We start from the raw sequence: 23315 nt of genomic DNA, 5'->3' as shown, positions 1-23315 counted from the left end.
CACTCGTTTGAGTGGCGGGCGCAAGACTTGACCCCTGAATCCGGTGGCACCGTCCGGCCACCGGTCTGGAAGGCCGCGGCGCGATGGCGCGGGCGGCTATCGGGGGTCAGTTCTCATCAGCTCTTGCCGAGCGATCCGAGCACGTTCAGGACCGCGTCCTCGCCCATGTTGCGGGCGTCTGCCAGTTCACCGCCCTTCGTGGTGCCCAGCACCTGGCCGTCGGCGCCCAGCACGGCCACGGTCGGGATGCCCTTCTTCAGGGTCACGCCCATCTGGTTGGCGACGTCGACGTTCTTGTCGAAGCGGCCGACGTTGACCTTGACGGTCACGAAGCGCTTGTCGACCTCGCCGCCCAGATGCCCCTGGCCGAAGCCGCGGTTCAGCGCCAGGCAGTCCTTGCACCAGTTGGCGCCGTAGACCACCAGCACCTGCTTGCCCTCCTGGGCGGCGCGGGCGACGGCCTTGTTGATGTCGGCGCGGGCGTCCGCCTGCTCGTCATAAGGCCCCGGACCGGCGCCGTCGGCGGCGATGGCGGGCGACACGAACGCCGCGGCCAGCGCGGCGGCAATCAGGAAGGAGGTGGTGCGGCGTTTCATGCGCCGGAGTGTGCCATCGGCGCCATGCCCCTGCCGAAGGTCGGGGCGCGGCGCGCGCGGCATCGGGTACAAAGGCGGGCTTCGCACAACACCTCACATCCAGGGAACGGGATCTTCACGCCATGGCCTCCAGCCTGCTCGCTTTGCTCGACGACATCACCACCGTCCTGGACGACGTGGCGCTGCTCTCCAAGATGGCCGCCAAGAAGACGTCCGGCGTGCTCGGCGACGACCTGGCGCTGAACGCCCAGCAGGTCACCGGCGTCAGCGCCGACCGCGAACTGCCCGTCGTCTGGGGCGTGTTCAAGGGATCGATGCTCAACAAGGCGATCCTGGTGCCGGCGGCGCTGGCGATCAGCGCCTGGGCGCCCTGGCTGGTGACGCCGCTGCTGATGATCGGCGGCGCCTACCTGTGCTTCGAGGGCGTGGAGAAGCTGGCCCACAAGTGGCTGCACGGCCCGGCGGACGACGCCCATCAGCAGGCGCTGTCCGCCGCGCTCCAGGACCCGTCGGTCGACCTGGCGGCGCTGGAGAAGGACAAGATCAAGGGCGCCATCCGGACCGACTTCATCCTGTCGGCCGAGATCATCGCCATCACGCTGGGCACCGTCGCCGACGCCAGCTTCATGACACGGGTGCTGGTGCTGTCCGGCATCGCGATCCTGATGACGATCGGCGTGTACGGCCTGGTGGCGGGCATCGTCAAGCTGGACGACGTCGGCCTGTGGCTCAGCCGCAAGGCCGCCGCCTGGCAGCAGGCGCTGGGGCGCGGGCTGCTGTGGCTGGCGCCGTGGCTGATGAAGGCCCTGTCGGTGGCGGGCACGGCGGCGATGTTCCTGGTCGGCGGCGGCATCCTGACGCACGGCGCGCCCTTCCTGCACGACGCCGTCCACCACGTGGTCGTGGCCAGCGGTGCGAGCGGCTTCGGCGCGACCGTCGTGCAGCTGCTGGGCGACGCGGTGACCGGCATCCTGGCCGGCATCGTGGTCGTCGCCGGGGTCACCGGTATCCAGCGGCTGCGCCATCGCCGAGAATGACGCCCATGAAGACGCATCACATCGAAGTCCAGAAGTTCAAGGCCGCCTCGAATTCGACCACCAGCGGTCTGGTGACCTTGAAGGTGGACGCCCTCGTCAACGATCGCCAGCCGGTCGAGGGCATCGAGCCCAGCACCCTGATCACGATGACCGAGGCCAACGCCCGCGTGCTGATGGCGCTGCTCAAGACCCAGCTGACCGACATGGACGGCCGCAAGCCCAAGAGCCGCCACGGCCGTCACGGCTGACTTCCGCCAACACCCGCCCGCATTCTCAGGATCCCCCATGGACTTTCCGCAGTACCAACCCGCCAAGGCCGACTACCTGCCGCTGACCGACGACGAGCTGTCGGACCTGGACGACTTCCTGTCCGAGCTCGACAACGACGCCGCGATGAACATCGAGGCGCTGGACGGTTATCTGAGCGCGCAGCTGCTGAGCCCGCTCCCGCTGGCCGACAAGCCTGGCGCCGAGTGGATGAGCCCCGTGTGGGGCGGCGGCGACCCGTTCGTCAGCGGCAAGCAGCGCAAGCGGATCGCCCTGCTGCTGCTGCGCCACGTGCACAGCCTGGCCGTGCAGTGGACGTCGAAGCAGGACGCATGGGAGCCGATCTTCAGCGTCGCCGAGGAAGAAGAGCAGCAACTGGTGGACGCCGAGGACTGGTGCACCGGCTTCATGATCGGCGTGGACCAGGACGGCGAGGCCTGGACGCCGCTGTTCGAGCACGTCAAGACCGCCGCCGCGCTGGCGCCGATCGCGCTGCTGGGCGGCGACGAGAGCCAGCTCAGCGCCGAGGACCAGGAAAAGCTCACCGACCTGCACTGGCGTGACGCGCTCAGCCGCGAGGTGCCGGAGGGCGTGCTGACGCTGTGGACGCTGCGCCAGCAGGCGGACTGATCCCGGCAATGCGCGCGTTCAGATCTTCCGCCGTGGCGGCCACCACGGTCGCCGCGGCTCTGCTCGCCGGCTGCGGCACCAACGTCGTCAACCCGGTCACCGGCCAGACCGAACGCAGCGCGATGAGCCCGCAGCAGGAGGTCGAGACCGGCCGCAAGGCGCATCAGGACGTGCTCAAGGAGTACACGCCGGTCGACGACCCGAAGCTGCAGGCCTACGTGAGCGCGCTCGGCAACAAGCTGGCGGCGCAGTCGCATCGGGCCGAGCTGGAATGGCACTTCACCGTGCTCGACAGCCCCGAGGTCAACGCGTTCGCGCTGCCCGGCGGCTATGTCTACGTGACGCGGGGCATCCTGGCCTACATGGAGAGCGAGGCCGACCTGGCCGGCGTGATGGGCCACGAGATCGGCCATGTCACCGCGCGCCACGGCGCGCAGCGGGCGACGCGGCAGCAGAACGCCGGCATCGGCGTGCTGGCGGCGGCGGTGCTGGGGGCGGTGCTGGAATCGCGCGGCGTCGGCGGCGCGGCCGACCTGGCCGGGCAGGTGTCTCAGAACGTCGCGGCCGGCTACATCGCGTCGTACAGCCGTGAGCAGGAATTGCAGGCCGACCAGCTCGGCGCCGAGTATCTGGCCCGCAACCATTACGACCCCAAGCACATGGTCGAGGTGATCCAGGTGCTGAAGGACCAGGAGCAGTTCGCCGCCGATCAGGCGCGCGCGGCGGGCCGCCCGGCGACGACGGGCAACAACTGGCTCGCCTCGCACCCCAGCAACGAGCAGCGCCTGCAGCGCATCCGTGACGAGGCGGCGACGCTCACCGTCGGCCAGACCGTCGACGAGAACCGCGCGGCCTTCCTGCAGGCGATCGACGGCATGGGCTTCGGCGACAGCCCGGCGCAGGGGCTGGTGCGCGGGCAGTTGTTCCTGCATCCATCGCTGGACATCGCATTGACGGCGCCGTCCGGCTGGACGCTGCAGAACGGCAGCGACGCCCTGACGGTGATGAGCCCGCAGCGCGACGCGGCCCTGATCCTGCAGCCAGTGCCGGAGAAGGCGGGCAGCTCCCATGACGACATCCTGCGCGGCTGGGGCGCCGAGCAGGGCCGCACCGACGCCAGGACCATCAACGGCCTGCGGGCGACGCATTTCAGCGGCGTGCGACGCAATGCGCAGGGGCAGCGCGGTACGGCCGAACTGACCTTGATCACGAGCGGCAAGGGCCAGGTCTACGCGCTCGCCTATGCGGCGAAGGACGCGCAAGTCCTGCAGGCTCGCCGCGCGGGACTGGTCCAGATCGAGGAGTCCTTCCGCGCGCCGAGCGCCGACGACCGCAAGCTCGCCAAGCCCTGGAAAATCGCGCTGCGGCCGTTCCCGTCCGGCGGATTCGCCGAACTGGCGAAGGGCTCGGTGCTGGGCGAGGCCCAGTTGCGCCTGCTCAACGGCCATTACGGCGACAAGGCCGCCCCGGCGGTCGGCCAGCGGGTCAAGACGGTCATCGCGGCGCCCTGAGGGGCGCCCACCGTCGCCGCCGGAGGGCGCGGGGCCGCCAGGTGCGCCCACTCACCCGGCCATGACGACGACCGCCCCGCTCCAACGCCTGATCGATCTCGCCCTCGTCGCCGAGGCGTCCCCCGCTCAACTGGCCGCCCTGGCAGCCCAGGCCTCCTGCGATTGCAGGGAACTGCTGGACCAGCTCTCGCTGCACGTGGCCCGCGCCTTCGCGGACGGCTCGCTGTCGTACGAGGATGGCGACTGCATCATGAACAGCATCTTCGGCACGCTCTGCGCCTCGGATTCCCCGAACGAGCAAATCGACCTGCCCGACCTCACCTTCGAGGTCTACCTCGCCTTCGACGACGGCGAGTGCCGCCGGTCCGGCGACGGTCCGGATGTCGATCCGATCGAGAAGTACACGCGACCGCAGGTGCTGCAGTTGCTGCAGCGCTTCGAGAAGACTGCCTGAGGCGCAAGCGAAAAGGCCCGCGATCCTTCGATCGCGGGCCTCGCTCGCATCGAGCGGACTCGATGCGTCAATCGACCACGACGTAGCTCACGTTGAAGTAGTAGGGATCCGGCGCGCATTCGCCGAAGAAGGACACCTTCGAGCCCTGCGCCTTGGCCAGCAGGATGACGGCCATCAGGTTCTTGAAGTTGGGCGAGCCCATGAAGAACTGGGCATGCACCGCGCCGGGACATGACGGTGCGCCCCACCCGCTCTCGCCGGCCATGTACACGAGGTTGTACTCGGTGCTGTAGCGCAGCTGCTTGATCGGCTGCGAGATCGTGGGCTCGCCCGCGAGGGCCGGGCTCATCGATCCGCACAACGTGACGGCGGTCAATGCCGCCTTGATCTTGACCTTCTTCGCGATCATGAATTCCTCCCTGTGATGTGGTCGCCTTACTTCTGCTGCGCCGGGCCCAGGTGCTGCAGCCAGAACGCCTCGTACTTACGGTGCCAGCCGACCGCCTTGACCGCGCCGCCGAGACCGTGCTCGCCGTCCGGATCGAGGAACAGATCGACCAACCCTTCCTTGCCCGACTCCAGCAGCGCACGGTACACGTTGACGGTGTCCTGATACAGCACGTTGGGGTCCTGCATGCCGTGCACCAGCAGCAGCGGCTTCTTGAGGTTGCGCGCCAGCGGCAGCAGCGAGTACTTGCGCAGCACCGGCTTGCTGCGGTCGACCTTGCCGATGGTGCGGCCGCTGTACCAGCTGTTGTAGTTCTCCCATTCCGTCGGACCGGCACCGGCGATGCCGGCAGCGAACAGGTCGGGCTTCGTGTACATCGTGTACTGCGTCTGGAAGCCACCGAAGCTCCAGCCGTTCAGGCCGATGCGCGCGGCGTCGACCCCCAGGTTGGACTTCATGTACGCGACCAGGTCCTCCAGGTCCTCGCTCTGCGGCGCGCCCGGCTTCTCCCAGTTCGCGTCCGCGAACTTCTCGCCGTAGTTGGAGTGGCCGCGTGGGTCCACCGTCACGGTGACGTAGCCGTGCTTGGCCGCCATGTACATCGCGAAGACGTAGCCGGTCGGCTGGAAGCTGTCGGTCTCCACCGAGTGGCGGTCGTTGAGCGGGCCGCCGTAGGTGTAGACCACCGCGGCGCGCTTGTCCGTCGGCGCCCAGCCCAACGGCTTGAACACGTAGGCGGGAATCATGTCGCCATGGCGGTTCTTGAAGCTGAAACGCTCCGGACGCAGCACGTCGACCTTGGCCCAGGCAGGGTCGTGGCTTTGCGTCAGCAGCTTGCCGGCGTCGGCGCCGGCAGCCACCGGCTGGCCCTTCAGCAGCTTCAGCTCGGGACGCTCGGCCCAGTTGCCGGCGACCGCCGCGGCCCACTGGCCGTTCTTGGCGACCGCCGCGTTGCGGTGGTAGTCCGGCGACCGGCCCAGCGCCGTCATGCGCCCGTCCTTCAGCTCGACGCGCCAGACGTTCATCGCGGCGTAGTCGTCCTTGTTGGCGACGACGAACATGGCCTTCACGTCCGGCGTGAAGCCCAGCACCTGGAAGGCCTCGAACTCGCCGTTCACCAGCGGACGGACCGAGCGGTCCGCGCCGGCCGCCAGGCTCATCGCGTAGGGCTGGCGCCAGCCGTTGTCAGCCAGGATCAGCACCAGTTGCTTGCTGTCCGGCGTGAAGGTCGGCGTCATCACGTTCACCAGTTCATGGTGAATCGGCGCGCGGCGCTCCAGCACCATCTCCGGCTTGGCCGCGTCGGGCTTGCCGAGGTAGACGCGCAGCAGGTCCTTCTCACGCTCGAAGGTCGTGAACACGTAATGGCTGCCATCGCGCGCCCAGACCACCGGCGAGATCTCGAACCAGAAATCACCGCCCGGGTGCGTGAACACCGGCTCCGGCTGGCGCTCGGGCGCCGCGCCGACGGCGGGCACCTTGCGGATGTAGATCGCCAGCGATTCGAGGCCGCGCTTGTCGTCGGAGACCTCGCGGGGGACCTTCTTCGCGGTGGCGAAGCGGTCGTTGTAATTCATGATCTCCACTTGCCGGCCCGCCTTGGGCAGCGGCTTGCCGTCCGCGCCGACCAGCGGCGCGTTGGCGGCCAGCGCCATCCAGCGACCATCCTCGCTGAGCGTGGTCTGGGCGATGCGGAACTTGCGATCCTCGTCGTCCGGGTTGAACAGCTCGCGGTTGATCACCTCGATGCCGGCCGTGGCCAGGCGCACGCGCAGCACGCGGGTCTCGTCCTGGACGATCAGGTGCTGGTCGTCCGGCGTGTAGCCGACCGGCCGGAGCGTGCGGCCGGTGGCCAGCAACGGCTCGGCGCGTTCGGCGCCGGCCTTCCAGCGCAGCAACTGGCCGCGGTAGGCGAACACCAGCTCGTCACCGCGGGTGCCCCACACGAACTGCGAGACACCGGGATACAGGTCCTCGGGCTTGAGCTTGTCCTTGGCGAGCTTCTTCTTCAGCTCGTCACGCAGCTCCCACAGGGCCATGTCCTTGGGATCCTTGGCCGGCTTCTTCGCTTCCGGCGCCGAGGCCCCCGAAGCGGGCGCCGACGCGGCGACCGCGGCGGCCGGGGCGTCGCCCCAGGCGGCCTTCTCGGCGGCCTTGCGCGCGTCCTCGCGGGCCTTGCGTTCGGCCAGCTCGACCTTCAGGTCGGCGAGCGCCTTGCGCTCCCATTGCTCCAGGTCCACCGCCTCGCCGCGCAGGTAGGCGGCCTGGGCTTCCTCGCGCGCCTGGCGCTCGGCCTGCTCGTCGCGCTTCTGGCGCAGCTTGCGGGCGTAACGGTCCAGGTTCTCGGGCGTCTCGACGACGGCCATCAGCGTCGGCGAGCTGACGCGCACCGTCTTGCCGGTTTGCGTGTCATGCACGTAGAGGTCGCTGCCCGGCTCGCCGAACGGGTTCCACAGGTAGGCGACGTAACGGCCGCTGGCGCTGAACCGCACGTCCTTGGCGGACTCGCCGCGATAAGGTTCGGCGCGGAACAGCTGTTCCAGCGTCAGCGGCCGGTTGGCCACGGCGACGGGCGCTGCCTGGGTCGAGGCGGTCGTCTGGGCCAGCGAGCCTTCGCTGGCGCCCAGCCCGGTCGCCAGGGTCGCCAGCGCCAGGGAGGTGAGGATCCATTGCTTCAAAACGTTGCTCCGCCCCGCGGGGTTCGGCGGGGACCGAGGATTCTAGGGACGATGCCAACAACTGCTTACCGCTGACACGTCCACCAAGGCCGTCAAGTGCGCGTTAAACCTCCATACTTTCCCTAGGAACGGCCTGTCGCGACCCCGCCGCCATGACCTCCAGCACGGAGAACCGGGCGATCGCGCCGCGACAGACAACCCAGAGAGGACCCCGATGAAGCAACTGATCCACCGCATCCTGACCGCCACGGCGCTGCTCGCCGGCGCCCTCGCCGCGCCGGCCGCCTTCGCCGGCGATGTCGGGGTGTCCATCAGCGTCGGCCAGCCGGGTTTCTACGGCCGGATCGACGTCGGCAACGTCCGCCCGTCGGTGATCTACAGCGAGCCGCTGATCATGCAGCGCGTCTACGACCCCGCGCCCCCGCTGTATCTGCGCGTGCCGGTCGAGCATCACCGCCACTGGGCTCGCCATTGCGCTTACTACGGCGCCTGCGGACGGCCGGTGTATTTCGTCCGCGAGGACTGGTACGCCCGCACCTACGCGCCGGTCTACTACGGCCGCCCATACGTTCATCCGATGCCGGTCTATGCGCCCCCGCCGCGCTGGGAGCCGCCGCGCCGCGACCACTGGGATGGTCGGCGCGACTGGCATGACCACCGCGACGAGGGCCGCCGGGGTTGGGACGGCCGACGCGACTGGGACGACCGCCGGGGCGACGGCCGCTGGGACGGCCGAGGTGACCGGGGTGACCGAGGCAATCGCGGCGGCGACCGAGGAGATCGCGGCGACCGTGGTGACCGTGGCAATGGCCACCATCATCGCGACTGAGCGACGGGCCTCGCGTATAGTCGGCGGCTTGCACGCCAGTAAGGCGTGATTCACAGCGCCGACGTATGTTCGTCAATGTCTTCGCCGCCCTGGGTCTGCTGGTCTGCATCCTGCTGGCCATCGACATGGCCTTGCCGCGCCGTCATCAGATGGCCATCCGGGCCTGGATGCGGCGTCCACGGCATTTGTCCAGCGGCCCCGGCCTGCGCAGCCGCTTCAACTCCCGTGAACGCCGCCGCGCCGCGCACGATGCCGCGCTCGACGCGATCGCCCGCGCGAAGCACCGCTCGGACAACTGGGACGGCAACGTCTATCACGGTGACGAATTCGAGCAGCGGCGCAAGCCGCACTGACAACGTGGCGGTCCGATGGCCACGCTCGATCACCTGATCCTGAAGGTCAACGACCTGGCCGAGAGCCTCGGCTTCTACACCGGCATCCTGGGCTTCTCCAACGAAGGCACGTCGGGCCCGTTCACCGTCATCCGCGTCGGCCCGGACTGTCAGTTGCAACTGGCTCCCTGGGGCACGGCGGGCATGGAGCACTACGCGTTCTCGGTGACGCCGGATGAATTCGAGCGCATCTTCGCGCGCGTGCAGGCGGCCGGCATCGGCCACGGACCCAGCTTCCACGCGGTCGGCACCAACACCGGTCCCGGCGAGGAAGTCGGCGCCCGAGGCGCGGCGCCGACCTTGTACTTCAACGACCCGAACCAGCATCTGATCGAGATCCGGGCGTATCCACTGGCCTGATCGCGCGACGAGCCGGGCCGCCGAACGCCGCGCCCGCGGGCGGCATCCCGGCCCCTGCCCGGATCACTTCCGCGCCAGCACCGGCGCCAGCGCCACCCCCGTGTGCGTGGCCTGCGCCACCAGCGTCTCGGGCCGTCCCTGCGCGACGACGCGCCCACCCGCCGAGCCCCCTTCCGGCCCGAGGTCCAGCACCCAGTCCGCCTCCGCGATCACGTCCAGGTCATGCTCGATGACGACCACGCTGTGGCCTCCGTCGACCAGCCGATGCAGCACGCGGATCAGCTTCTCGACGTCCGCCATGTGCAGCCCCACCGTCGGCTCGTCCAGCACGTAGAGCGTGTGCGGCGGCTTCTGGCCGCGGCGCGTGACGTCGTCGCGCACCTTGACCAGCTCGGACACCAGCTTGATGCGCTGCGCCTCGCCGCCCGACAGCGTCGGGCTGGGCTGCCCCAGCGTCAGGTAACCCAGGCCGACGTCCTGCAGCAGCTTCAGCGGGTGCGAGATGTTGGTCATCGCGGCGAAGAAGTCCACCGCCTCGTCGATCTCCATCCGCAGCACGTCGCCGATGCTCTTGCCGCGCCAGCTGACCGCCAGCGTCTCGGGATTGAAGCGCTGGCCGTGGCATTGGTCGCACAGCACCTTCACGTCGGGCAGGAAGCTCATCGCGATGGTGCGCATGCCCTGGCCCTCGCAGCCGGGGCAGCGGCCCTCGCCGGTGTTGAAGCTGAAACGCGCTGGCGCGTAACCCCGAGCCTTGGCTTCCAGCGTCTCGGCGAACAGCTTGCGGATCGCGTCCCAGAAGCCGATGTAGGTCGCCGGGCAACTGCGCGGCGTCTTGCCGATCGGCGTCTGGTCGACCTCCAGCACGCGGTCCACGAGCTGGTGCCCCTCGACCGCGTCGCAGCCGATCCACTTCGCGGGCGCGCGGCGCAGCGGCACCGCCGCGGCCATGTTGGCCAGCAGGACATCGCGCGCCAGCGTGCTCTTGCCGGAGCCCGACACGCCGGTGATCGCCACCAGCCGGTGCAGCGGCACGTCCGCCGTCACGCCGTGCAGGTTGTGCAGCGTGGCGTTCAGCACCGTCAGCTTCGGCGCGTCGGCCAGCATCTCGCGACGCGGCTGCAGCGGATGCACCAGCGGCCGCGACAGGAAACGACCGGTCAGCGACTCCGGGTTGGCCGCGATCTGCGCCGCCGTGCCTTCGGCGATCACCCGGCCGCCGCGCTTGCCGGCGCTCGGACCGATGTCGATGATGTGATCGGCGCGCCGGATCGTGTCCTCGTCGTGCTCGACAACCACCAGCGTGTTGCCCTTGTCGCCGAGCGTCGCCAGCGCCTTCAGCAGGATCTGGTTGTCGCGGGGGTGCAGGCCGATCGTCGGCTCGTCCAGCACGTAGCAGACGCCCTGCAGGTTGCTGCCCAGTTGCGCCGCCAGGCGGATCCGCTGCGCCTCGCCACCGGACAGCGTCGGGGCGGCGCGGTCCAGCGTCAGGTAGCCCAGGCCGACTTCCTCCAGGAACTCCAGCCGTCCCTTGATCTCGCTGACGACGTCGCGCGCGATCTCCGCGTCGCGGCCCGTCAGCATCAGGCCGGCGATCCACTCGCGCGCCTCGGTCACGCTCCACGACGCGACCGCCGCGATCGTTTCATGCTCGAAGGTCACCGCGCGCGCCACCGGATTCAGGCGTGAGCCGTGGCACTCCGGACAGGGCTGATCGGTCAGGTCCTCGATCTCGATGTCCTCGGCGAAACCTTGCTCGCGGCCACGGTTGTCCTTCTCCTGCACGCTGTCGTCAAGCACCTTGCGCTGCTCGCGCGTCAGCGCCAGGCCGGTGCCCACGCAGCCGCCGCACCAGCCGTGCTTGGAGTTGTAGCTGAACAGGCGCGGGTCCAGTTCCGGATAGCTGGTGCCGCATTGCGGGCAGGCGCGCTTGGTCGAGAAAACCCGCGCCGCGCCGATGCCCTGTGTCGGCCGGCCGTGACGCAACGCCTCGTGCAGGCCGTCCAGCGGCGCCAGCAGATGCACGACGCCCTTGCCCTGGTCGAGCGCCTTGGCCAGCAGCTCGCGCAACTCGTTCTCGGTCTCCGGCGAGACGACCATGTCGCCCACCGGCAGCTCGATGCTGTGCTCCTTGAATCGATCCAGGCGCGGCCAGGGGCTGGTGGGCAGGAACTCCCCGTCGACGCGCAGGTGCGTGTGCCCGCGCTGCTTGGCCCACTTCGCCAGATCGGTGTAGACACCCTTGCGGTTCACCACCAGCGGCGCCAGCAGGCCGACATGCTGGCCGCGGTAGTCCCGCAGCAGTTGCGCCGCGATCGCCTCGACGCTCTGCGGCTTGACCGGCGTGCCGTCGTGGGCGCAGTGCTGCACGCCGAGCTTCACGTACAGCAGGCGCAGGAAATGCCAGACCTCGGTCGTCGTCGCCACCGTGCTCTTGCGGCCGCCGCGCGACAGCCGCTGCTCGATGGCGACCGTGGGCGGAATGCCCCAGACCGCGTCGACCTCGGGCCGGCCGGCCGGCTGCACGATGGACCGCGCATAGGCGTTCAGCGATTCGAGGTAGCGCCGCTGCCCCTCGTTGAACAGGATGTCGAAGGCCAACGTGCTCTTGCCCGAGCCCGACACGCCGGTCACCACGTTGAACTTGCCGCGCGGGATGCTGACGTCGACCGACTTCAGGTTGTGCTCGCGCGCGTTGACGATGCGGATCGCCTCGTCGGCCTTGCGGCGCTGGCGCACCAGCGCCTGCAGCGGCCGGCCCTCGGCGACCTTCACCGGCGACCGGTCCATCTCCAGCGCGTACTCGCGCAGCGCCTGCGCGGTGTGCGAGGTCGGGTGGTCCTTCAGGTGTTCCGGCGTGCCGGTGGCCACGACCAGGCCGCCGTCCTCGCCGCCTTCGGGACCCAGGTCGATGACCCAGTCCGACGCGCGGATCACGTCGAGGTTGTGCTCGATCAGGATCAGCGAGTGGCCGGCCGACAGCAGCTTGCGCATCGCCCGCATCAGCTTGGCGATGTCGTCGAAGTGCAGGCCCGTCGTGGGCTCGTCGAACAGGAACAGCGTGCCCTTGGTCGCCGTCGCCTGGCGCGGCTTGGTGGCCGCCTCCGCCAGGTAGCCGGCGAGCTTCAGGCGCTGCGCCTCGCCGCCCGACAGCGTCGGCACCGGCTGGCCCAGCGTCAGGTAGTCCAGGCCCACGTCCGACAGCGGCTGCAGCTTGTTCACCACCTCGCGGTCGTCCTTGAAGACGGTCAGCGCCTCGGCCACCGTCAGCTCCAGCACGTCGGACACGCTGTACTGGCGACCGCCTCGCTCCAGCTTCACCTCCAGCAGCTCGGCGCGGAAACGCTTGCCGTCGCAGTCCGGGCAGCGCAGGTAGACGTCGGAGAGGAACTGCATCTCGACATGCTCGAAGCCCGAGCCGCCGCAGGTCGGGCACCGCCCGTCGCCGGCGTTGAAGCTGAACATGCCGGCGCCGTAGCTGCGCTCCTTGGCCAGCGGCGCCTCGGCGAAGCGCTTGCGGATCTCGTCGAACACACCGACATAGCTGGCCGGGTTGGAACGCGCCGTCTTGCCGATCGGCGACTGGTCGACGAAGACCGCGTCGGCCAGCCAGTCCGCGCCCAGCAGCCGGTCGTGCGCGCCCGGCGTCTCGGTCGCCTGGCCGAACCAGCGCGCGAGCGCCGGATAGAGCACGTCCTGCATCAGCGTGCTCTTGCCCGAGCCCGACACCCCGGTCACCGCCACCATGCGCTGCAGCGGGAACTCGACGCTGACGTTCTTGAGGTTGTGCTCGCGCGCGCCCTCCAGGATCAGGCGCGGCGTGTTCTCCTCCACCAGGCGCTTCAGGCCCATGCCGACGTGCTTGCGCGCGCCGAGGTAGGCGCCGGTCAGCGTGTCGGCGGCGCGGATCTGTTCCGGCGTGCCGTCGAAGACGATCTGGCCGCCCTGCTGGCCCGGGCCGGGCCCCATGTCGATGAGCCGGTCCGCGGCCAGCATCACCGCCGGGTCGTGCTCCACGACCACCAGCGTGTTGCCGGCGTCGCGCAGCCGCTGCATCGCCTGGACGATGCGGTTCATGTCGCGCGGATGCAGGCCGATGCTGGGCTCGTCCAGCACGAACAGCGTGTTGACCAGCGAGGTGCCCAGCGCCGTCGTCAGGTTGATCCGCTGCACCTCGCCGCCGGACAGCGTGCGGCTCTGGCGGTCCAGCGTGAGGTAGCCGATGCCGACGTCGACGAGGTACTTCAGCCGGTTGCGGATCTCGTCCATCAGCAGCTTGAGCGCCTCGTCCAGCAGCGTGCCGGGCAGTTGCAGCTCGTCCATGAAGCGGCGCAGCCGATGGATGGGCAACTGCATCAGGTCATGCACGGACAGCCCCGGCAGCGCCTCCAGCTGGACGCGGTTCCACTTCACGCCTTCCGGCATGAAGCGCCGCTCGGCGGGCAGCGCCTCGTCGGCCAGCGGCTTGGAGCCGATGCGCCACAGCAGCGCCTCGGTCTTGAGCCGCGCGCCGCGGCAGGTGGGGCACTCGGTGTAGCTGCGGTACTTGGACAGCAGCACCCGGATGTGCATCTTGTAGGCCTTGCTCTCCAGGTAGTCGAAGAACCGGCGCACGCCGTACCACTGCTTGTTCCAGTTGCCGTTCCAGTTGGGGCTGCCCTCGATGACCCAGTCGCGCTGCGCCTGCGTCATCTGGTTCCAGGCGGTGTCGCGCGGGATGCCGGCCTCGCCCGCGTACTTCAGCATGTCGTCCTGGGACTCCTTCCAGGCCGGCGTCTGCATCGGCTTGATGGCGCCGCCGCGCAGCGTCTTGCGCTCGTCGGGGATCACCAGGCCGAGATCGACGCCGATCACGCGGCCGAAGCCGCGGCAGGTCTCGCACGCGCCCATCGCCGAGTTGAAGGAGAACAGCGGCGGCTGCGGGTCCGCGTAACGGATGTCGCTCTCCGGGCAATGCAGGCCGGTCGAGTAGCGCCACAGCATCGGCTCGACGCCCTCCTGCGCGCTCAGCGCGTAGATCGTCAGCCGCCCGCTGCCGCGCTTGAGGCCCAGCTCGATGGCCTCCATCGCGCGCACCTGCTCGACGCCCTGGATGCGGAAGCGGTCGGCGACCACGTCCAGCACCTTGCGGCCCCCGACGACGCGCTCCGACTGCACCCGCGTGAAACCGGACGCGGACAGCCACTGCTCGACCTCGCCGGCGCTGACGGTCTCCGGCAGCTCCACCGGGAAGGTCAGCACCAGGCGTGGATCGTCGGACTTCGTCCGCGCCATCAGCTCGGCGTAGATCGTCTGCGGCGTGTCGTGGCGCACCGGCAGCGCGGTGTCGCGGTCGAACAGCTCCGCGCCGCGGGCGAAGAGCAGCTTCAGGTGGTCGTTCAGCTCCGTCATCGTGCCGACGGTGGAACGGCTGGTGCGGACCGGGTTGGTCTGGTCGATCGCGATGGCCGGCGGCACGCCGTCGACCTTGTCGACCGCCGGACGGTCCATGCGATCCAGGAACTGGCGGGCGTAGGCCGAGAAGGTCTCGACATAACGGCGCTGCCCTTCGGCATACAGCGTGTCGAACACCAGGCTGGATTTGCCGGACCCGCTGGGCCCGGTCACCACCGTCAATTCCCCGGTGCGGATGTCGAGATCGAGGTTCTTGAGGTTGTGCTGGCGGGCGCCCCGGATGCGGATATCGGCGTCGGACATGTGTGGTGTCGGGCCCGGAGGCTCAAAAAAGGCAGTGGGCAAACATTCTAGGGAGCGCCGATGCCACGAACTGGCAGCAGGCGAACGCCTGGCGGGCGGCAGGAAGCCGCAAGCGGCTCGTCCGCGAGCCAGGCCCCATGGGCGCTCGCCTTTCGGCGGGGACATAGTGGTAAGCAAATGAAATGCCTCGACCGTTCAGGAAGGCTTGGAATACCTCCTGTCAAGGCCTAGGAGTGATGACTTCCGCACACTTGCTAGTCTTCGGGGGCTGCGGCAACAATGGACCCCGTCGCCGCAATGCCACATCCGGCGCCGACACGCGCGACTTTTCTCAGGGATTACCCGCAGTCTTCATGGGCTGGGGGGCGACAAGCGACATGGACAGAAACGACGGCCATCACCCTTCCGAGACCACGCTGGTCCTGATGACGTCCGACGCGTCCGCGAAACCCGCGCCGGCGTCGCCGCCGGCGGTGGATGCCACGGTCTCCGGCCAGCGCCCGGCGCCGGGGGAGGCCTTCGTGCTGCTGGTCGAGGACAACCCGATCAACCAGGTCGTGGCGCTGGAGTTCCTGGCGCTGATGGGTCTGAAGACCCAGTTGGCCCGCAACGGCCAGGAAGCGCTGGACCTGTGCGAGCGCGCCGCGCCCAGCCTGGTGCTGATGGACATCCAGATGCCGGGCATGGACGGCCTGGAATGCGCGCGCCGGCTGCGGGAGCAGCAGGCGCAGGGCCGGCTGCCGCGCTTCCCCATCCTGGCGCTGACCGCACACGCGCTGGACAGCGACGTGGCCGACAGCCTCAAGGCCGGCATGGATGAGCATCTGACCAAGCCGCTGGATTTCCTGACGCTGCGTCGCCGGCTGGCGCGCTGGCTGGATCTGCCTCAGCTCAACGACTGACCCCCGCGGTCGTCAAGACCGCTGTCCACCGCCGGCCACGGCGATCCCGCGCGGGTTTGATCTTGCGCAGGACTGACGGCAATCCCTCCTCGCGGAACTGGCCTGGGCCGGGGCGTGCGTGCTTCACTGGCGTCCAGCGCCCGATGTCCGGTCGCCACGCGTTGAAGGAGTTCCGCATGCCAGTCCCGCTGACCGCCACATTGACCGATGAGGCCTACGACGACATCCGCTGGGCCGCCAGGGAGGATCGTCATTCCGAAATGGAGGTCATCAGCCGCGCGCTCTACACCTACTTCACCTTGCGTCGGGAGATCCGTCGCGGTCGCGTGCTGGGGTTCGTCGACCGGGATCACGAGCACCACCTGCAAACACAAATCCGGTGGATCTGACATGGGCGCCGACGACACCATGGAAACACGCGCCCAATTGCTGGACGCCAAGGTCGGCATCCCCGAGTCCCGCGCGGACGGTCGAGCCCGACGCATCAAGGACCTGGGCCTGTTCTTCGTCAGCGTCTTCATCTTGATGGTACTGGTGGGATTCAGTCTCCTCACGCTGCGGGATGCCTGCACCCCTGATGAAAACCGCCAATGGGCACTGTCAACCTTGACCGCCGTCTTCGGCGGCATCCTCGGCTGGCTGATCAAGCGCTGATGGGCGCCGTCGCGATCCGGCGGAGATTTGATCTTGCGCAGGACTTACTGCAATCCCCCCTCGCGACGCTGGCCTTGGGCCGGCACGCGTGATTCACTGGTCGTCCGCGCTCGACGGTCGAGCGTCATCAAGGAGCCTCGCATGACCATCCGGTACCGCATCGAAGTCGACGATTCCCTGCATCGGGAAATCGAACAAGCGTCCGAAGCCGATCGGACCAGCATGGGCCACGTCCTGCAGAAGTCCGTCGAGCTGTTCCTCAGGGCTCGTCGGGCGGCCCGTTGCGGCGACTACGTCGGCATCGTCCACGCCGATCAGCGTGCCGCGCTGAAGATCGAATTCAGCGAGTTGTGATGCGATGTCCAGCCAAGCTGATACCGGGCTCCGGATGGCGCTGCAGATCGAGTCCGAGGAACGCCCGGCAGATGGTCACGTGCGCCGGATCAAGGACCTGTCCCTGTTCTTCTTCGGCATCCTCGTCCTGTCGACGGTCATCGGCTACAGCCTGACCGTGCTCGTCGCCGACTGCGTGGCCGAGGAGGACCGACGGTGGGCCACGTCCACGCTGGCATGCTGGGCTGGCTGATCAAGCGTTGATCTGGCACAGGTCCGGCGCAGATCGGCGCCGCGCTCAGCCGCCTTCCAGAAACCGTTCCACCACCGCGAAGTGCGCCGGCACGTTCAGCGCCGGTGCGTGCCCACATCCCGGGACGGTGACGACCACCGCGCGCGGCCCCCGCGCCCGCATCGCGTCGGCCGTTTCCGGCAGCAGCAGGTCCGAGCTCTCGCCGCGCAGGCACAGCACCGGCAGGCTCAGCGAGTCCCACTCGGCCCAGCGCTTGTAGTCGTCGGGATGGACGAAGAACTGCCGGACCATCGCCGGGTCGTAGTGCGGCGTCACGCGACCGTCGGGCAGGCGACGCGCCGAGGTCTCGGTCAGGCGCCGCCACTGCGCGTCGCTCATCCAGCCGTAGGGCTGATAGATCTGGCGGAAGTACTGCTCCAGCTCGCCGACGGTGTCGAACGCCGACGGATTGCCCGCATAGCTGCGGATGCGCTGCACGGCCGCGTCGGCGAGTTCCGGGCCAATGTCGTTCAGCACCAGCCGCTGGATGCGTCCGCGCAGCGACGTCGCCGCGGCCAGCAGGCCGATCGCGCCGCCCATCGACGTGCCGACCCAGTGGAACGTCTTCAGCCCCAGTTGATCGACCAGCGCCACCGCCAGCTTCACGTAGAACGCGAGGCAGTACTCGTTGTCGGGGTCGGGACTCCATTGCGACAGCCCGCGTCCGATGGTGTCGGGGCAGATCACGAAATGGCGCCTGGCCAGTTGCGCGGCCAGCTCGTCCATGTCGCGGCCCGTGCGGGCCAGGCCGTGCCAGGCGATGACGGGCTCCGCGGTCGGGTCGCCCCACGCCATGTAATGCAGCTCCCGTCCGGCGCAGCTCAGGTAGTTCGAGGTCGGCGATGTCACGGTCCACTCCTTCGCTGCCGCAACCGCCCGACCAGCCCGGTCGGGAAGTGATACACGGCCAGCACGAACAACACGCCCAGCCACAACAGCCAGCGCTCCGGCGCGATCAGTTGGGACAGCACCGGCACGTCCGCCACCGCCGCGCCTCCGATGCGCATCAGGTCCTGCAGGTAGCTCTGCGCCAGCACGAACAGCGCGCTGCCCAGCACCGCGCCGTAGATCGTGCCCATGCCGCCGATGACGACGATCAACAGGATGTCCAGCATGATCTCGAACGACAGCGAGGTGTCCGGCCCGTTGTAGCGCAGCCAGATCGCCAGCAACGCGCCGGCCAGCGTGGCGAAGACGGCGGCCAGCAGCGTCGACAGCGTGCGGTAGGTCACCAGCCGGTAGCCGATCGCCTCGGCGCGGAAGTCGTTGTCCCGGATGGCCTGCAGCACGCGGCCGAACGGCGAGTTGACGATGCGCAGCAGCGCCAGCACCAGCACCGCGGCGACGACGAACAGCAGGTAGTAGCTCAGCAGCCGGCCGTCCACCGAGACACCGAGCAGCGGCTCCTCCAGGAACTCGGTCGACGGCGACAGCAGCGCGGGCAGGCGGAAGTTCAGGCCGTCCTCGCCGCCGGTGAAGTCCGACAGCTGCGACGCCAGCCCCTGGAACGCCGCCGCGACCGCCAGCGTGATCATCGCGAAGAAGATCGCCTTCACCCGCAGCGAGAAAAGCCCGATCACCAGCGCCAGCAGCAGCGACAACACCAGCGCGCCGCCGATGCCCGCCGCCAGCGCCGCGAAGCCGGGCTCCATGCGCGTGCTCGCGATCGCGACGCCGTAGGCACCGATGCCGAAGAACATCGTGTGCGCGAAGCTGACAATGCCGGTGTAGCCCAGCAGCAGGTCGTAGCTCGCCACGAGCACGATGAACACGAGGATCTTGGCCGCCACGTTGAGCGCCTTGGTGCCGGGGAACACGAACGGCGCCAGCGCCAGCGCCAGCACGGTGACCAGCAGCAGTGCCGCCAACACGCGGCTGCGCGGCAGGTCGTGGGACAGCAGGGAACGGAGCACGGTCATTCCTCGTCCTTCAGCGGCTGCTCACCGGATAGAGCCCTTGCGGCCGCCACAGCAGGACGGCGACCATCAGCGCGATGTTGGAGAACAGCGCCACCTTGGGCGCGACGAAGCCGCAGTAGTTGGCCATCAGCCCCACCAGCAGTGCCCCGGCGAAGCACCCCAGCGTCGAGCCCAGCCCGCCGATGATGATGACGATGAAGATCAGCGTGTTGACCTGCGCGCCGATCTGCGGGATCACGCTTTGCTGGTACAGCCCCCAGAGCACGCCGCCCAGCCCGGCCAGCCCCGAGCCCGCGACGAACACCGCGACGAACAGCCGGCGGATGCGGTAGCCCAGGCTCTCCACCATCTCGCGGTCCTGCACGCCGGCGCGGATCAGCAGGCCGAGCTTGGTGCGGTTCAGCAGCCACAGCAGGCCGACGAAGACCGCCAGGCCCACGATGACGGCCAGCAAGCGGAACTTCTCCACCGCCACGTCGCCGATCAACAGCGCGCCGCGCAGCGACTCGGGCGGCTGCAGCGGGATCATCTGCGCGCCCCAGACGAGCGTGATCAGTTCCTCGCCGATGATCATGCCGCCCATCGTGATCAGGATCTGCTTGAGGTGCATGCCGTAGACGGGCCGCACCAGCACCCGCTCGAAGACCACGCCCAGCGCCGCCGCGCTGACGATGCCGGCCAGCGCCGCCACGGCCACCGCGGCGAGGTTGGCCGCCAGCGACGGGCTCGCCACGAAGCCGCCCATCGCCCCCATCACCGTCGTCGCGACGAACGCACCCAGCGCGATGAACACGCCGTGCCCGAAGTTCAGGACGTCCATCAGGCCGAAGACCAGCGTCAGGCCCGAGGCGATGACGAAGATGATCAGCCCCATCGCCAGGCCGGCGATGGTCAACGTCGCCCAGCTCGTCGCGGAACCGACCAGCGGCAACGCCGCCAGCGCGACCGCGACGATCAGCAGCAGCGGGATCGCGTCGAAGCGCGTCTTCGGTACCGGCTCGGCGGCCAGGGCCATCGCCGTGGGCGACGACAGGGGTGCCGATGCTGACGCTGATGCCGTGGGCACGGCCGCGGGCGTGGATGCGGGTGGGCAAGCAGGTATGGGCATGGGCGTGGGCGCGGCGGGCATGGGAGGGGTCGCCATCGAATCGTCCGCCTTCATTGATGGGCCGCCAGCGACAGCCCGAGCAGCCGGTGCTGCAGCGCCTCGTCCTCGGCCAGGTCGGTCATCCGTCCCGCATGGACGACGCGGCCGTCGTCCATCACCGCGACGCTGTCGCCGAGCGCCCGGGCCACCATGAAGTTCTGCTCCACCAGCAGCACCGTGGTGGGCTGTTCCTCGCGCGCGCCGCCGCGCCTGACCTCGCGCAGCGCTTCGATCAGGTTGCGGATCATGGCCGGCGCGAGGCCCTTGGTCGGCTCGTCGATCAGCAGCAGCCGGCGCGGCTCGACCATCGCGCGCGCGATCGCCAGCATCTGCTTCTGGCCGCCGCTGAGCTTGCCCGCCGGATGGAGCCAGAACTTGCGCAGCGCCGGGAACAGGCCCAGCAGCCAGTCCAGCCGCCCGGTGTCCAGGTCGTCGAGCGAGCGGGCCCGGCGCGCCGCCAGCAGCAGGTTCTCCCGCACCGTCAGGTCGCCGAAGATGCCCATGTTCTCGGGCACGTAGGCGATGTCGGCCTGCGCGATCTCGGGCGTCGGCAGGGCCTGGATGGGCCGCTCCGCCAGCAGCACGCGACCGGCGCTGGCGCGCCACAGGCCCATCACCGTGCGCAGCGTCGTCGTCTTGCCGGCGCCGTTGCGGCCCAGCAGCATCGTCACCTCGCCCTCGGGCACGGCCAGGTCGACGCCGTGCAGGATGTGATACGCGCCGATGTGGGTGTGCACGCCCTCCAGCCGCAGCAGCGGCGGCGCCACCACCGCGCCGGGCAACGGCGGGGCCGGGGCCATCGTCGGTGAAGCCGCAGGCGAGCGCGGAGACAGCGGCGCGCTCATGCGGCCTCCGGCATCGCCAGGCCCAGGTAGGCGCTCTGCACCACCGGCGAGGCGATGACCGTCGCCGGCTCGCCGTCGGCCACCCGTTGCCCGTTGTGCAGCACGACGATGCGGTCCGCCAGCTCCCGCACCACGTCCATCTTGTGCTCCACCAGCAGGATGGTGTGCTGGCCGGCAGCCTTGAGCTCGCGGATCAGGTCCAGGATCACCGGCACCTCGTCGACGCTCATGCCCGCGGTGGGCTCGTCGAACAGATAGACCTTGGGGCGCAGCGCCATCAGCATCGCCACCTCCAGCTTGCGCTGGTCGCCGTGAGGCAGGCTGGCGGCGGGGGCGTCCGCGCGGCGGGTCAGCCGCACGCGCTCGACGATCGCCATCGCCTCGTCCAGCAGCTCGCGGTGATTCAGCCACACGGACAGCATGCGCAACCCCTCGCCGCGCCGCGACTGCACGGCCAGCCGGACGTTCTCCAGCACGCTCAGCGTCGGGAACAGCTGCGTGAGCTGGAACGCCCGGCCCAGCCCGCGCCGCGTGCGCAGCGGCGCGGCCATGCGCGTCAGGTCCTCGCCGTCGAGCAAGACCTGGCCCGAGCTCGCGCCGAGCTGGCCGGAGATCAGGTTGAAGTAGGTCGTCTTGCCGGCGCCGTTGGGCCCGACGATGGCGGTCAGCGTGCCGGGATGGAAGGCACAGCTGACGCGGTCCACCGCCGTGTGGCCGCCGAATCGGATGGTCAGGTCGCGGGTCTCTAGCATGCGTGGGGTCGATCGGGTCGTCCTGGGTCGGCTCAAGGGCAGGTGCCGATCACGTAATAGTTGGGTCCGGTCTGCTTGAGCGTCGTCGAGACGAAGACGTTCCACAAGCCCATGTTCTGGTTGGAGCCGTTGGCGAGCGCGTAGCCCCCGCTCTGGTAGGCGCGGCCAGCCGTCGTGTGCGCGTAGTTGGTCGCGGTGAAGCAGACCGCCGCGCCGCCCGTGGTGGACGCCGTCACCGGCGAGGACGCGGTGCCCTCGATGCCGCCGCCGTCGACCGCCCGCACCGTCCAGCTGTAGCTGGTGCCCGGCGACAGGCCGGTGTCGCCGAAGCTGGTGCCGGTCACCACGGCGCCGTTGACCTTGGCGCCGCCGCGATAGACGTTGTAGCCGGCAGCGCCGCTGACGGCGGCCCAGCCGATGGTCATCGTGGTGTTGGTCGCGCCGGTGGCCGTCACCGACGCCGGGGCTGGCAGGGTGCCCGGGGTGCCGCCACCGCCGCCCGAGGAAATCTGGTCGACCATCGCCTTGAGCGCCGCCATCTGCACGCCAGCCTTCTGCGCGAAGTTGGTGCCGTACCAACCGATCCAGTCCCAGCAGCCGTTGGGATTGGGCAGCGAGCCGCTGGCCGAGGTCGACCGGCTGGTGCTGTCCACGCGCGTCTGCGGGAACAGCACGACGATGTCGTTGGTGTCGGCCCAGCGCGTGTAGCCGGTGTTCTTCAGGAACTTGTCGCCGATCGTGGCGTAGTTCTGCTGGCAGCCGTGCAGCGCCACATGCAGCTTGCAGACCTGCCCGGCGGTGCAGTTGGCCGGCACGTAGACCCAGCCGGTGGCGGCCAGGCCGGGATTGGTGCTGAAGGCGGTCTGGTCGAACTCGATGTAGTTGGCCGCGGCCGGGCTGTTATTGCGCGCGTTCAACGTGCCGTAGAACTTCGTCAGCGCCGCCTTGGCGCCGTCGTAGCCGCAGTTGGCGATGTACGGCGACGCGCTGGTGCCGCAGCTGTTATTGCCGGTGGCGTCGAAGTCCGTCGGCAGCACGTGCGCGGTGCCGCTGCGCTGGATGTAGTCCAGGTTGGCCGCCGTGACGCCGTTGTTGACGTACTGGGTCTGCACCGCGTTCATCGGGTTGGGGCCGACGGTCGTGTCGCTGGTGCCGACGAACAGGTAGACCTTCTGCGCCGCGACGTTGCCCTTGGCGTCGATCGCCGTGCCGCTCCAGTTGTTGAGGTCCGCCTGCAGGGTGTTGAGCGCCGACGACGAGATCGTCGCGTTGTACATGCACGCGGTGTAGTTGGCGTGGCCGGCGCACATGAACGGTCCGCCGGCGAAGACACCGACGCCCTTGAACGTCGATGAATAGGCGTAACCGAGCTGGTTGGCCATGAAGCCGCCCGACGACAGGCCGGACACGGTGATCTGCGTCTTGTCGATGTTGAGCGCCGGCAGCGGCGCCGCCGCGCGCGTCAAACCGGCGACGGTCAGCAACGCGGCGGGCAGGATGAAACGAATCGCGGAACCACGGACTGCGGAGAACTTCATGGGAAACCTCCAGGTTGTCGGGATCGTCGAAGGG

Annotated in this window: 23 protein-coding genes; 13 read left to right on the top strand and 10 right to left on the bottom strand. The window is 69.2% G+C overall.

Annotated elements, in window-relative coordinates; all coding sequences use genetic code 11:
- Window positions 1-116: 116 nt before the first annotated feature.
- Window positions 117-596 carry a thioredoxin family protein gene (locus CDN99_RS19835; RefSeq protein WP_088386693.1) on the bottom strand — a complete coding sequence of 160 codons (480 nt, stop codon included), beginning with the start codon at window positions 594-596 and terminating at the stop codon, window positions 117-119.
- A 122-nt stretch (window positions 597-718) separates the two neighbouring features.
- Here CDN99_RS19835 and CDN99_RS19830 point away from each other — a divergent pair, with 122 nt between their 5' ends.
- The 5 genes from CDN99_RS19830 to CDN99_RS19810 all read left to right on the top strand — a co-directional run bounded on the left by CDN99_RS19830 (window position 719) and on the right by CDN99_RS19810 (window position 4495).
- Window positions 719-1633, top strand: coding sequence for a DUF808 domain-containing protein (locus CDN99_RS19830; protein ID WP_088386619.1), 915 nt, complete (start codon window positions 719-721; stop codon window positions 1631-1633).
- Window positions 1634-1638: 5 nt separating this feature from the next.
- On the top strand, window positions 1639-1881 hold the full coding sequence (locus CDN99_RS19825; protein ID WP_088386618.1) for a hypothetical protein: 243 nt from the start codon (window positions 1639-1641) through the stop codon (window positions 1879-1881).
- 37 nt (window positions 1882-1918) lie between these two features.
- Window positions 1919-2530 (top strand): UPF0149 family protein, encoded by a 612-nt coding sequence (locus CDN99_RS19820; RefSeq protein WP_088386617.1) that lies wholly within the window; start codon window positions 1919-1921, stop codon window positions 2528-2530.
- 8 nt (window positions 2531-2538) lie between these two features.
- Entirely contained in the window at window positions 2539-4041 is a 1503-nt protein-coding gene (locus tag CDN99_RS19815) for a M48 family metalloprotease (protein ID WP_088386616.1), read from the top strand.
- A 61-nt stretch (window positions 4042-4102) separates the two neighbouring features.
- Window positions 4103-4495, top strand: coding sequence for a hypothetical protein (locus tag CDN99_RS19810; protein WP_088386615.1), 393 nt, complete (start codon window positions 4103-4105; stop codon window positions 4493-4495).
- A 67-nt stretch (window positions 4496-4562) separates the two neighbouring features.
- Here the strand turns inward: CDN99_RS19810 and CDN99_RS19805 are convergent, their stop codons facing one another.
- On the bottom strand, window positions 4563-4904 hold the full coding sequence (locus CDN99_RS19805; RefSeq protein WP_088386614.1) for a hypothetical protein: 342 nt from the start codon (window positions 4902-4904) through the stop codon (window positions 4563-4565).
- A 26-nt stretch (window positions 4905-4930) separates the two neighbouring features.
- Window positions 4931-7621 carry a prolyl oligopeptidase family serine peptidase gene (locus CDN99_RS19800; RefSeq protein ID WP_088386613.1) on the bottom strand — a complete coding sequence of 897 codons (2691 nt, stop codon included), beginning with the start codon at window positions 7619-7621 and terminating at the stop codon, window positions 4931-4933.
- Between the two features lie 214 nt (window positions 7622-7835).
- On the opposite strand from CDN99_RS19800, the gene CDN99_RS19795 reads away from it, so the two are divergent.
- The 3 genes from CDN99_RS19795 (at window position 7836) to CDN99_RS19785 (ending at window position 9202) form a co-directional block, all read left to right on the top strand.
- Window positions 7836-8450 carry a hypothetical protein gene (locus CDN99_RS19795; RefSeq protein WP_088386612.1) on the top strand — a complete coding sequence of 205 codons (615 nt, stop codon included), beginning with the start codon at window positions 7836-7838 and terminating at the stop codon, window positions 8448-8450.
- Window positions 8451-8515: 65 nt separating this feature from the next.
- Window positions 8516-8803, top strand: coding sequence for a hypothetical protein (locus tag CDN99_RS19790; protein WP_088386611.1), 288 nt, complete (start codon window positions 8516-8518; stop codon window positions 8801-8803).
- A gap of 15 nt (window positions 8804-8818) precedes the next feature.
- Window positions 8819-9202 (top strand): VOC family protein, encoded by a 384-nt coding sequence (locus CDN99_RS19785; protein ID WP_088386610.1) that lies wholly within the window; start codon window positions 8819-8821, stop codon window positions 9200-9202.
- Window positions 9203-9265: 63 nt separating this feature from the next.
- On the opposite strand, the gene uvrA is transcribed toward CDN99_RS19785, so the two are convergent.
- Window positions 9266-14899 carry an excinuclease ABC subunit UvrA gene (gene uvrA / locus CDN99_RS19780; protein ID WP_088386609.1) on the bottom strand — a complete coding sequence of 1878 codons (5634 nt, stop codon included), beginning with the start codon at window positions 14897-14899 and terminating at the stop codon, window positions 9266-9268.
- A gap of 377 nt (window positions 14900-15276) precedes the next feature.
- Between uvrA and CDN99_RS19775 the strand changes: the two genes are divergently transcribed.
- The 5 genes from CDN99_RS19775 to CDN99_RS19755 all read left to right on the top strand — a co-directional run bounded on the left by CDN99_RS19775 (window position 15277) and on the right by CDN99_RS19755 (window position 17041).
- Window positions 15277-15801 (top strand): response regulator, encoded by a 525-nt coding sequence (locus CDN99_RS19775; RefSeq protein WP_158218896.1) that lies wholly within the window; start codon window positions 15277-15279, stop codon window positions 15799-15801.
- Window positions 15802-15977: 176 nt separating this feature from the next.
- Window positions 15978-16190: a hypothetical protein gene (locus CDN99_RS19770; RefSeq protein ID WP_088386607.1), complete on the top strand. Its 213-nt coding sequence runs from the start codon at window positions 15978-15980 to the stop codon at window positions 16188-16190.
- A 1-nt stretch (window position 16191) separates the two neighbouring features.
- Complete coding sequence (locus CDN99_RS19765) at window positions 16192-16455, top strand: hypothetical protein (RefSeq protein ID WP_088386606.1); 264 nt, start codon at window positions 16192-16194, stop codon at window positions 16453-16455.
- A gap of 141 nt (window positions 16456-16596) precedes the next feature.
- Window positions 16597-16809: a hypothetical protein gene (locus CDN99_RS19760; protein ID WP_088386605.1), complete on the top strand. Its 213-nt coding sequence runs from the start codon at window positions 16597-16599 to the stop codon at window positions 16807-16809.
- A 4-nt stretch (window positions 16810-16813) separates the two neighbouring features.
- Window positions 16814-17041: a hypothetical protein gene (locus CDN99_RS19755; RefSeq protein ID WP_141100879.1), complete on the top strand. Its 228-nt coding sequence runs from the start codon at window positions 16814-16816 to the stop codon at window positions 17039-17041.
- A gap of 45 nt (window positions 17042-17086) precedes the next feature.
- Here the strand turns inward: CDN99_RS19755 and CDN99_RS19750 are convergent, their stop codons facing one another.
- From CDN99_RS19750 to CDN99_RS19725, 6 genes are all read right to left on the bottom strand, one after another.
- Window positions 17087-17875 carry an alpha/beta fold hydrolase gene (locus tag CDN99_RS19750; RefSeq protein WP_088386692.1) on the bottom strand — a complete coding sequence of 263 codons (789 nt, stop codon included), beginning with the start codon at window positions 17873-17875 and terminating at the stop codon, window positions 17087-17089.
- A gap of 50 nt (window positions 17876-17925) precedes the next feature.
- Window positions 17926-18993, bottom strand: coding sequence for a branched-chain amino acid ABC transporter permease (locus CDN99_RS19745; RefSeq protein ID WP_193531736.1), 1068 nt, complete (start codon window positions 18991-18993; stop codon window positions 17926-17928).
- A gap of 16 nt (window positions 18994-19009) precedes the next feature.
- Window positions 19010-20014 (bottom strand): branched-chain amino acid ABC transporter permease, encoded by a 1005-nt coding sequence (locus CDN99_RS19740; protein ID WP_088386602.1) that lies wholly within the window; start codon window positions 20012-20014, stop codon window positions 19010-19012.
- Between the two features lie 143 nt (window positions 20015-20157).
- A complete protein-coding gene (locus CDN99_RS19735) occupies window positions 20158-20946 on the bottom strand; it encodes an ABC transporter ATP-binding protein (protein WP_088386601.1) in 789 nt (262 codons plus the stop codon).
- A 41-nt stretch (window positions 20947-20987) separates the two neighbouring features.
- The gene (locus tag CDN99_RS19730) at window positions 20988-21743 is read right to left on the bottom strand and encodes an ABC transporter ATP-binding protein (RefSeq protein WP_088386600.1); all 756 of its coding nucleotides are present in this window, start codon (window positions 21741-21743) and stop codon (window positions 20988-20990) included.
- A 32-nt stretch (window positions 21744-21775) separates the two neighbouring features.
- Window positions 21776-23281, bottom strand: a complete 1506-nt coding sequence (locus CDN99_RS19725) for an extracellular catalytic domain type 2 short-chain-length polyhydroxyalkanoate depolymerase (RefSeq protein ID WP_088386599.1) — start codon at window positions 23279-23281, stop codon at window positions 21776-21778.
- Window positions 23282-23315 lie beyond the last annotated feature (34 nt).

Source organism: Roseateles aquatilis (assembly GCF_002205645.1).
GTDB lineage: Bacteria > Pseudomonadota > Gammaproteobacteria > Burkholderiales > Burkholderiaceae_C > Roseateles > Roseateles aquatilis.
This window is presented reverse-complemented; position numbering and strand designations above follow the sequence as displayed.

Bases quoted from the DNA above. Each gene is read 5' to 3' on its own strand.
- CDN99_RS19825 (WP_088386618.1), top strand. From the start codon at position 1,639: ATGAAGACGCATCACATCGAAGTCCAGAAGTTCAAGGCCGCCTCGAAT.
- CDN99_RS19755 (WP_141100879.1), top strand. From the start codon at position 16,814: ATGTCCAGCCAAGCTGATACCGGGCTCCGGATGGCGCTGCAGATCGAG.
- CDN99_RS19760 (WP_088386605.1), top strand. From the start codon at position 16,597: ATGACCATCCGGTACCGCATCGAAGTCGACGATTCCCTGCATCGGGAA.
- CDN99_RS19795 (WP_088386612.1), top strand. From the start codon at position 7,836: ATGAAGCAACTGATCCACCGCATCCTGACCGCCACGGCGCTGCTCGCC.
- CDN99_RS19770 (WP_088386607.1), top strand. From the start codon at position 15,978: ATGCCAGTCCCGCTGACCGCCACATTGACCGATGAGGCCTACGACGAC.
- CDN99_RS19790 (WP_088386611.1), top strand. From the start codon at position 8,516: ATGTTCGTCAATGTCTTCGCCGCCCTGGGTCTGCTGGTCTGCATCCTG.
- CDN99_RS19820 (WP_088386617.1), top strand. From the start codon at position 1,919: ATGGACTTTCCGCAGTACCAACCCGCCAAGGCCGACTACCTGCCGCTG.
- CDN99_RS19810 (WP_088386615.1), top strand. From the start codon at position 4,103: ATGACGACGACCGCCCCGCTCCAACGCCTGATCGATCTCGCCCTCGTC.
- CDN99_RS19785 (WP_088386610.1), top strand. From the start codon at position 8,819: ATGGCCACGCTCGATCACCTGATCCTGAAGGTCAACGACCTGGCCGAG.
- uvrA (WP_088386609.1), bottom strand. From the start codon at position 14,899: ATGTCCGACGCCGATATCCGCATCCGGGGCGCCCGCCAGCACAACCTC.
- CDN99_RS19830 (WP_088386619.1), top strand. From the start codon at position 719: ATGGCCTCCAGCCTGCTCGCTTTGCTCGACGACATCACCACCGTCCTG.
- CDN99_RS19805 (WP_088386614.1), bottom strand. From the start codon at position 4,904: ATGATCGCGAAGAAGGTCAAGATCAAGGCGGCATTGACCGCCGTCACG.
- CDN99_RS19835 (WP_088386693.1), bottom strand. From the start codon at position 596: ATGAAACGCCGCACCACCTCCTTCCTGATTGCCGCCGCGCTGGCCGCG.
- CDN99_RS19815 (WP_088386616.1), top strand. From the start codon at position 2,539: ATGCGCGCGTTCAGATCTTCCGCCGTGGCGGCCACCACGGTCGCCGCG.
- CDN99_RS19725 (WP_088386599.1), bottom strand. From the start codon at position 23,281: ATGAAGTTCTCCGCAGTCCGTGGTTCCGCGATTCGTTTCATCCTGCCC.
- CDN99_RS19735 (WP_088386601.1), bottom strand. From the start codon at position 20,946: ATGGCCCCGGCCCCGCCGTTGCCCGGCGCGGTGGTGGCGCCGCCGCTG.
- CDN99_RS19740 (WP_088386602.1), bottom strand. From the start codon at position 20,014: ATGGCCCTGGCCGCCGAGCCGGTACCGAAGACGCGCTTCGACGCGATC.
- CDN99_RS19750 (WP_088386692.1), bottom strand. From the start codon at position 17,875: ATGGCGTGGGGCGACCCGACCGCGGAGCCCGTCATCGCCTGGCACGGC.
- CDN99_RS19765 (WP_088386606.1), top strand. From the start codon at position 16,192: ATGGGCGCCGACGACACCATGGAAACACGCGCCCAATTGCTGGACGCC.
- CDN99_RS19730 (WP_088386600.1), bottom strand. From the start codon at position 21,743: ATGCTAGAGACCCGCGACCTGACCATCCGATTCGGCGGCCACACGGCG.
- CDN99_RS19775 (WP_158218896.1), top strand. From the start codon at position 15,277: ATGGACAGAAACGACGGCCATCACCCTTCCGAGACCACGCTGGTCCTG.